Origin of the sequence: Halodesulfovibrio sp. (assembly GCF_025210605.1) — a bacterium.
GTDB lineage: Bacteria > Desulfobacterota > Desulfovibrionia > Desulfovibrionales > Desulfovibrionaceae > Halodesulfovibrio.
Map to the genome: position 1 here is coordinate 291,165 of NZ_JAOARI010000017.1, position 8,078 is coordinate 299,242.

The 8,078-nt window shown below is 41.8% G+C and carries 8 protein-coding genes and 1 rRNA gene; 3 read left to right on the top strand and 6 right to left on the bottom strand.

Translation table 11 applies throughout. From position 1 onward, the window contains the following. Positions 1 to 165: a hypothetical protein gene (locus N4A56_RS06715; protein WP_293668154.1), complete on the bottom strand. Its 165-nt coding sequence runs from the start codon at positions 163 to 165 to the stop codon at positions 1 to 3. Between the two features lie 335 nt (positions 166 to 500). Between N4A56_RS06715 and N4A56_RS06720 the strand changes: the two genes are divergently transcribed. The 3 genes from N4A56_RS06720 to N4A56_RS06730 all read left to right on the top strand — a co-directional run bounded on the left by N4A56_RS06720 (position 501) and on the right by N4A56_RS06730 (position 2,668). Then, on the top strand, positions 501 to 1,202 hold the full coding sequence (locus tag N4A56_RS06720; protein WP_295545980.1) for a DVU0298 family protein: 702 nt from the start codon (positions 501 to 503) through the stop codon (positions 1,200 to 1,202). 442 nt (positions 1,203 to 1,644) lie between these two features. Beyond that, positions 1,645 to 2,127 carry a hypothetical protein gene (locus N4A56_RS06725; RefSeq protein ID WP_295545983.1) on the top strand — a complete coding sequence of 161 codons (483 nt, stop codon included), beginning with the start codon at positions 1,645 to 1,647 and terminating at the stop codon, positions 2,125 to 2,127. 10 nt (positions 2,128 to 2,137) lie between these two features. Further along, complete coding sequence (locus N4A56_RS06730; RefSeq protein WP_295545986.1) at positions 2,138 to 2,668, top strand: hypothetical protein; 531 nt, start codon at positions 2,138 to 2,140, stop codon at positions 2,666 to 2,668. 1,311 nt (positions 2,669 to 3,979) lie between these two features. On the opposite strand, the gene N4A56_RS06735 is transcribed toward N4A56_RS06730, so the two are convergent. From N4A56_RS06735 to rrf, 5 genes are all read right to left on the bottom strand, one after another. Continuing rightward, complete coding sequence (locus tag N4A56_RS06735) at positions 3,980 to 5,251, bottom strand: L-serine ammonia-lyase, iron-sulfur-dependent, subunit alpha (protein WP_295545987.1); 1,272 nt, start codon at positions 5,249 to 5,251, stop codon at positions 3,980 to 3,982. 40 nt (positions 5,252 to 5,291) lie between these two features. Next, positions 5,292 to 6,467: a dicarboxylate/amino acid:cation symporter gene (locus tag N4A56_RS06740; RefSeq protein ID WP_293668148.1), complete on the bottom strand. Its 1,176-nt coding sequence runs from the start codon at positions 6,465 to 6,467 to the stop codon at positions 5,292 to 5,294. Positions 6,468 to 6,601: 134 nt separating this feature from the next. After that, positions 6,602 to 6,976 (bottom strand): RidA family protein, encoded by a 375-nt coding sequence (locus N4A56_RS06745; protein ID WP_293668149.1) that lies wholly within the window; start codon positions 6,974 to 6,976, stop codon positions 6,602 to 6,604. Positions 6,977 to 7,099: 123 nt separating this feature from the next. After that, entirely contained in the window at positions 7,100 to 7,783 is a 684-nt protein-coding gene (locus N4A56_RS06750) for a PAS domain-containing protein (protein ID WP_293668150.1), read from the bottom strand. Between the two features lie 161 nt (positions 7,784 to 7,944). Beyond that, positions 7,945 to 8,059, bottom strand: a 5S ribosomal RNA gene (gene rrf, locus N4A56_RS06755). Positions 8,060 to 8,078 lie beyond the last annotated feature (19 nt).

Consider the following 8,078-nt stretch of genomic DNA (forward strand, 5'->3'; position numbering starts at 1 on the left):
CTATTCTTCGGTTTCCGTTTCGTCTTTACACACTGTAGAAGAAACAACTTCAAATACCGCAGGAAACACTTCACTGATATTAGAAGGTGAAACGCGGCCTGTCTCAATAAACTTTACCACAATTTCTTTAGTAACCTGTATTGCTTCTTTTTTTGCCTTATCCATATTCCACCTCTAGGCACTGCGAAAAAACTTCGCAACGTATAAATGATGAAAAACCCCCGCCCGTGGGGGAATGGTTTCAACCTACATAGATAAAAACCGGGCGGGGTCAAAAAGAAAGAAACCTGTTAAGCCACTCCCTTTTTCTCAACATGCCATATAACACTAAGATTTTAGAGAGTCGAGCGCCCACTGGTGCAGTTATCCTGTTTTTCCATTGCGAATTCTATATCTTAATAAAAGAGGCACTACGCATTACAATCATAACCTGCATAAAAAGCTTGCTTTCTTATCAGGAAATATTACTATTAAGACAACAAAATGATTCGGAGGCGCATATGGCAAGATTCCGTGCATTAAAAACAGAACTTCGTTCCCTACTGGAGCAGCCGGACTGGGAAGAGTCTTTGCAATACATTGTTTCACTCCCTGCAACACAAACAGTAGGGCCGTTAATGTCGTTTTTCCTTTTCGGTGGAGAAATGAAATGGCGCGCCATTACTGCATTTGGTCTAGTGATGGGAAAACTTGCCAAAGAAGATATTGAGCAAGCGCGCATCATCATGCGTCGCCTGCTATGGCATATGAATGAAGAGTCTGGAAATATTGGCTGGGGTATTGCCGAAGCCATGGCAGAAGCCATGATTAACAGCAAAGTGCTAGCGAATGAATACAACAGAATGCTGCATTCATACGTCCGAGAGACCACAGATGATGATAACTATCTCGACCACCCGCCACTTCGCCGAGGAGTGTATTGGGGACTTGGAAGGATGGCGAAAAAATATCCAGAATTGATGCTCCCATCGACCAGAGCATTATCGTGGGGCTTGCAGGACGAAGACAGCGAAGGTCGTGGACTCTCCGCATGGGCATTAGGTTTTCTCGGTACTGAAGCAAACCTCCCTGCACTGCGAACATTATTGGATGACACCTCAAACGTAGAGCTATTCGACGACAGAACAGTCTGTTGCTCAAATGTTTCGCAACTTGCCCAAAAAGCTATAAACCGAATTGAAAAACGAAATACTGATGCGTAATTAAGCACCAGCAATAAGCATATTACATAAAAGAAACTTCTTCATGATACATTATGAAAAAATGTATCTTACTATTTGGATCAACCAAAAGGGATGGCTACTGCCATCCCTTTTTACTTATCAAGCCACATTTGCAGAAATATCTACTCCCCCTTCCCGCTACTCCCCTAATTCGCAGTCAAGAGGGCGTCCCTCTTGCTCCCGCTGAGAAGCGCCCTCGGAGAGCCGCCGGAGGCATTCGGGGCGCACATTATGCGGACACAAAAATTGGTTTTCAACTATTTGTAATAAAAACATATTGCAGCTAGATTACTTTCATGCAATGGGAAAGAAGGAATATAATTTTATAATTAGTTTACATAGTTACAAAACACATTAGCAAGACAAACCTAAAATCTACTCACAAAACTTAAACCATTGCCTAATCTACCACGAATTAACTATGAAAATTTTTACCTCACTACTGCTAGTAATAATGTCGACTTCTCTAGCATATGCACAAAGTATCATCCCTGTTTCATGTGATGAGATCATTAAGATATCTATCTGCCAAGCAAGTACATTAGACCCACCTGTCCTTACAAAAGAATATCCGTACGTGTATCCAACCGCCTTCCGGTTTAAGCCCGAAGCTGCCCCAAAGTATAAAAAATTTACTGATGCAAATCAAATTGCGACCATCTATCCTGACGGAACAAGAGTTGAATACAGACCTTTTCTCCTATCAACTCCTGCAGGAATTATTGCTAATGACACTCCATATCCAATATCTGTCAACAACCGGCAGATTCACATGTTTTTCAAAAGCAAAAAAGAAGCGTTTGAAGCAGCACACAAGGTTTGCCCCAAAATAAAACCAAAAGCTTACTTTATGTATGACAGCATACTTGAAACGTATCGAAGAACTTCATTCGATATACAGTAAGTTATTTCTTATGATCCATATCACATCTACCATCACAGCATTTTTCATTTCTCTGCTGCTACTCATTAGTTCGACAACTCAAGCACATGCAGAAATTTTACTTCCCGTTTCATGCGATAATGTTACAAAAATATCTGTTGGCCAACTTAAGGCATCAGATTTAGGAATCACCATAGAAGGAAATCCATTTTTATATTTTGTTGCAATATACCTAACAGCAGGGGCAGCAGCGAAATATAACGAATTAGCTTCCTACTCTATAATTTTAGACGTTAGACCTGACGGAACTTTTATTATCGGTAACCCGCTCATTATCTCGACACCTTCAGGATCTTTGACAAGTGATCTCCCATATCAAAATTCGATAAACTCGAGACAACTTATCCTTTTTGTAAAGACTAAAAAAAGGACACTTGAAGCAGCAGAAATGATATGTCCACGCATCATACCAACATATCATTTTTTATATGACTACTTGAATAAACAACGTCAAAAGAATCGCAAAACAGATAATTATGAAATAAAAAAGGGTGGCTATTAGCCACCCTTTTTTATTTCATACCGTACATGCCCGTATATACATTTCTAGCGCCAGAAGCTTCTAACGTAACGCTTCTTTTCTATTCGCAGTCAAGAGGGCGTCCCTCTTGCTCCCGCTGAGAAGCGCCCTCGGAGAGCCGCCGGAGGCATTCGAGGAACACATTATGAGGACACAAAAATTGGTTTTCAACTATTTGTAATGAAAACATATTGCAGCTAGATTTTTTTCATGCAATGGAAAAGAAGGCATATGATTTTATAATTAGTTTATATAGTTACAAGCCACATCAGCAAGACAGACCTAAAAATCTACTCTAGTAAAACGTAAGGGAGCGCTCTCCAGTCTATTCTTACGACTTTTAATTTATTTCAAAAAGATAGAGAAATAGTCGTCAACTATAAACAACCACTGGTAAGGGCTACAGAAAACATTATGTATATCTTCGAAATTATAGTTACATGCTTATTCATCATTCCAGCTGCACTTTTTTTATTTATTATTTTGAGTAGCATACTGTTACGTATCACTGGAATTAATCTCCAAGAACAAGTAACAGCATTTTTTCTTAAAGCTTATGGGTGGCAAGGAGAAGGCACTATTCTCTACGCAAATAAATATGCAAGATGGGGATATGGAATTCTTTTTACCATAGTCTATGGCTCTATATTAATTTCTCAACTAGGAATAATTCTAAGAACAATCAATTTACTTAACATGCTCATATTTATCTTTAGTTGCGTAATCGCTTTTTGTGCATTTTCTAATTTCGTAGGGTCTTACTACAGCGGCGCTGTTTATAATACGAGCGGAATTACTATCAGTCCCTTGGGATTAGCGCAGGGAGTACACATTAAAAGCGAAGAAATAAGCCAGTTACGCATAAGGTCATGTGGCAGCATGTCATTCATTTTTTGCCCACAATGGAATCGAGAACGGATTGTCTTGCTTAGCGAGAAACAACTTACGAACATGATTACTACAGCTACAGAAGTCAGCTAGGAATATTTGCAAGAAGCAACTTTACCTCCGTTTAAGAAAAAAGAATAAAGTGTAGGAGCCTATTATAAATAAGAATCTATTGCACGCTCAATTCTTTAATCAGTAACAACCAAAAGGGGTGGCTATTAGCCACCCCTTTTTTATTTCATACCGTACATGCCCGTATATACATTTCTAGCGCCAGAAGCTTCTAACGTAACGCTTCTTTTCTATTCGCAGTCAAGAGGGCGTCCCTCTTGCTCCCGCTGAGAAGCACCCTCGGAGAGCCGCCGGAGGCATCCCAAAATGCTGAGCAAGTGCCCTACGGGATCATTATTTATTCACCATAATATCAAGAATGATTTTATCGGTTTCAGCCATCCCTGCTGTACCAAGACGTCCAAGGTTATGGATGCATAACTCAATATCATCATCAACAATACCGTCGCTGCCGGGTACGCTTACCCCTTTCATGGCAAGCAATGCTGAACTAATTGCAGCTTCGACGCATGATGCCACTTTCAATGCGCAGGAAGTCTTTGCACCGTCGCAGATCATACCGGATACTGAGCCAACCATGTTTTTAATAGTGCGCTCAATATCTTCAAAGGAACCGCCAAGCAGCATTACTATACCGCAGCCAGAACCTGTGGCAGCGAGAATTGCACCACAAAGTGCGGATAGTCTTCCGAGATGATGCTTAAGATGAATCGCAGTCAAGTGACTCATAATAAGCGCACGAGCCATTTCCTCTTCTGTCTTTTCTAAACGGCGGGCAAAAGCCAACACGGGAATAGTAGCCGTAATACCCTGATTGCCGCTACCTGAGTTACTCATTACAGGCTGCATGATGCCATCCATCCGTGCATCGGATGCAGCTGCTGCAAGTCTGGTAGCAAACGATGTAATATCATCCGAACGGAGACCAAGAGCAATGTCCTGATCCATAGACCTTCCGACTTTCAGACCGAATTCGTGTTCCAGCCCTTCATTCGCAATTGCCTCGTTCAGCCTTGCAGCTTCAAGGATGAAATTAATCTTATCAAATGGAACATTCATAGCGAAATCATGAATCTTAGCCATAGATAATGGCCAGCTGCCTGCTGCGTTCTCTTCATCATCAAGCGGCTGTGTGAATTTGATTTCGTTATTTGCTGTTACTTCCGTAATAAAAGTATGCTGTCGTTGAATGGTGCATGTTGCAACATTATCATCACTGAACACGCTTGCCTGTGCAAACAACAACTCATCTGTATCCGCGAGTTCAACTGACACTTTGCCAGCAGTAAGCAACTGCTTGGCTTCTGCAACTACGTCATCGGTTAAATCACGCAAAACTTCCAGTGCCAGTGAAGATTTTCCACCTAACGCACCTACAGCTGCTGCAATACCAAGCCCCGCCATACCGGTTCCCGGAACACCAACACCCATACCATTTTTCAGCAAGTTACCACTTACCTGTACCAGTATGCGATCTGGTTTTACTCCAAGCTCTTCTGCTGCCTTTGCAGCTGCAAGAGAAACCGTGATCGGTTCGGTGCATCCTAACGCCGGTACAACTTCGCGATTCAGAATCGCTATAAATTCATTCCATTCTTTTTTCATGACATTACGTCTCTCTGTCACGCAGCGCGCGAACAAACAGTTACTTTTTGTTTTTATTGAAAATGCCTTCAAGCATAAGTGCAAGAGCACCGTCACCAGTTACGTTACATGCAGTACCGAAGCTGTCCTGCAACGCGAAGATAGCGAGAAGCAATGCAACACCTGCTGGATCAAACTGGAGCACGCCAACAACAATACCAAGAGAAGCCATTACAGTACCACCCGGAACACCAGGTGCACCGATAGCAAAGATACCGAACAATGCGATAAACAGCGCCATGGTAGCAACGGAAGGCAGTGTGCCGTAAAGCATCATGGAAATAGTCATAGCGAAGAAAGTCTCAGTCAGCACGGAACCACAGAGGTGCACAGTTGCTCCAAGCGGAATCATGAACTCAACTACGTTCTGAGAAAGAACTTTAGATCGAGAAGCACATTCCAAAGAAACAGGGAGAGTTGCAGCACTGGACATAGTACCAACAGCGGTAAGGTATGCTGGTGGGTAGTGGCGGAGAACTTCCAGAGGGTTACGCTTAGAGATAATGCCTGCGATAGTGTACAGAACTGTAAGCCAGATAAGGTGACCAAGAATTACGATAACAACAACTTTGAGGAAGATTGGAAGCTGTTTAGTTAAGGTTCCTTCGTATGCAAGTCCTGCAAAAGTTGTTGCAATAAAGAAAGGAAGAATTGGAATTACAACACGGTTAACAACGTGCATCATGATTTTTTCAAAATCATTAAAAATACGTTCAAAAGTCTGTGCTTTAGTCCATACAGTTGCAAGACCAAAAACCAAAGCAGTAACCAATGCGGTCATTACAGACATCACTGGTGGAATATTCAGCTGGAATAATACTTCTGGCAGTTCGTGAAGTGCATCGACTTCTGTGGCAATAGAAAGATGAGGAATGATAATGTAGCCTGCAACTGCAGCCATTGTTGCAGCACCTGCTGCGGAAAGGTATGCGAAGCTTACACCGGTAAACAGCATGGCGCTGGCATTTTGACCAAGACGCACAATAGCTGGAGCGATAAACGCGATAATAACAAGTGGAACTGTGTAGAAAATGAACTGTCCAAGAACATATTTAAGGCTAACCACAACTTCCATCACACCAGATCCGGCAGTAAGACCTACAGCAACACCAACGGCAATACCTATCAGCAATTGCAGAATAAGACCGAACTCTCCAAATCGTTTGAAAAACGACATAACTACTCCTCTTGCATGAGATAAATGGGGATTTGTTCTTTAACGGATCGTCAGCGCGAACATAGACAGCAGCGTTCGCCAGCAGTGCCGAGATCCGTTACAATTAACTAAACGCCTATATGAACCAGCTGTAATTACTTAACAGCGATTGCTTCAATTTCAACGAACACGTCTTTTGGAAGACGGGCAACTTCTACGCAACTACGTGCCGGAAAAGGTTCGGAGAAGTAAGATGCATATACTTCATTAATTGCAGCAAAGTTTTCAAGATCGCTTACAAAAACTGTTGTTTTCATAACGTTATTCAGTGAAGTACCTGCTTCTTCCAAAGTCTTCTTCACATTTTCCAATGAAACGCGAGCCTGTTCCGCAGCGGTTGCAGGAATTTCGCCAGTTGCAGCATCAATAGGAAGCTGACCGGATGTCATAACCAAGTTACCAAACTCTGCTCCATGAGAGTAAGGACCTACAGCTTCAGGAACATTTTTGCTGTTAACTGCTTTGTACATATTATTTCTCCTTAAAGATAAAAAACAAATGAGCCATAGCACGCTGTGCTATGGCTCATTTACTAGTGATAATAATTTCTCAAGTCAATTTTTTTTTATCAACTTTAAAAAAAATTCTCACAATCATAATTTATTCAGGTATCGATAAATGGTGGCTTCAGAAGCAGCAAGCACCTCAGCAACCAACGCAACAGAACCTTTGAGCAGAAAAACTCCGCGCGCCTGTAGCTTGCGCATAATCTCCATCTTTTCATCAGTAGTCATACGTTCTGGTGAGACAGACGCCTGATGCACCACATTGCGAATAATACCTTCTGTAAGCTCCTCAATATTATCCGTAAAAGTCTCAACATTAGAGTTACAAATAACATTTTCACCAGCAGGAACCTTAGGGCATCCATCAAAACCTGCTGCATCAATAAATCGATTCAACAGCTCGCGTGCTTGAACAATGTCGGATATTTCTAAATTCATACAAAGCATGCCAGCAAGTGAGCCATCATCTTCGCGAATAAAGTATGTGGCAGAATGCAAAGGAGCACCAAGGCTTGACTGAGTATGATACCCCATAACCCAGTCTGACTCTTTGTATTTTTCGGTAACAAGAAATTGCAAAGCCAAATCCGTTAAAGGAGCACCAACTGTCCTTCCTGAAATATGCCCATTCGCAATAGCTAAAACAGATTTTTCTTTTATTACAGCATCATGTAGAACAATTTCACATTTGCTTCCTAAAAAAGTGCCTAGAAATTTTACCAATGGTATGTAACGATCAATTGTACGCTGCGAACTAGATTCTTGAGGCAATAGAATCTCCTCTCTCTGATAATTTATTATTAACTACCGAGCAGATAACGAAAAGTCAATTGAAGCGGGCAAATTGTATAGAAACACCTGATAGCGTACTCACTAAAACATAGACCAAAAAAAAGACCGCGTTTCAAATGAAACGCGGTCTAAAAAATAAATCTTGGCAGCGACCTACTTTCCCACAGGCTCCCCTGCAGTATCATCGGCGATGGTCGGCTTAACTTCCGAGTTCGGAATGGGATCGGGTGTACCCCAACCTCCGTGGCCACCAAGAAAAATATAGCGGGTCAGT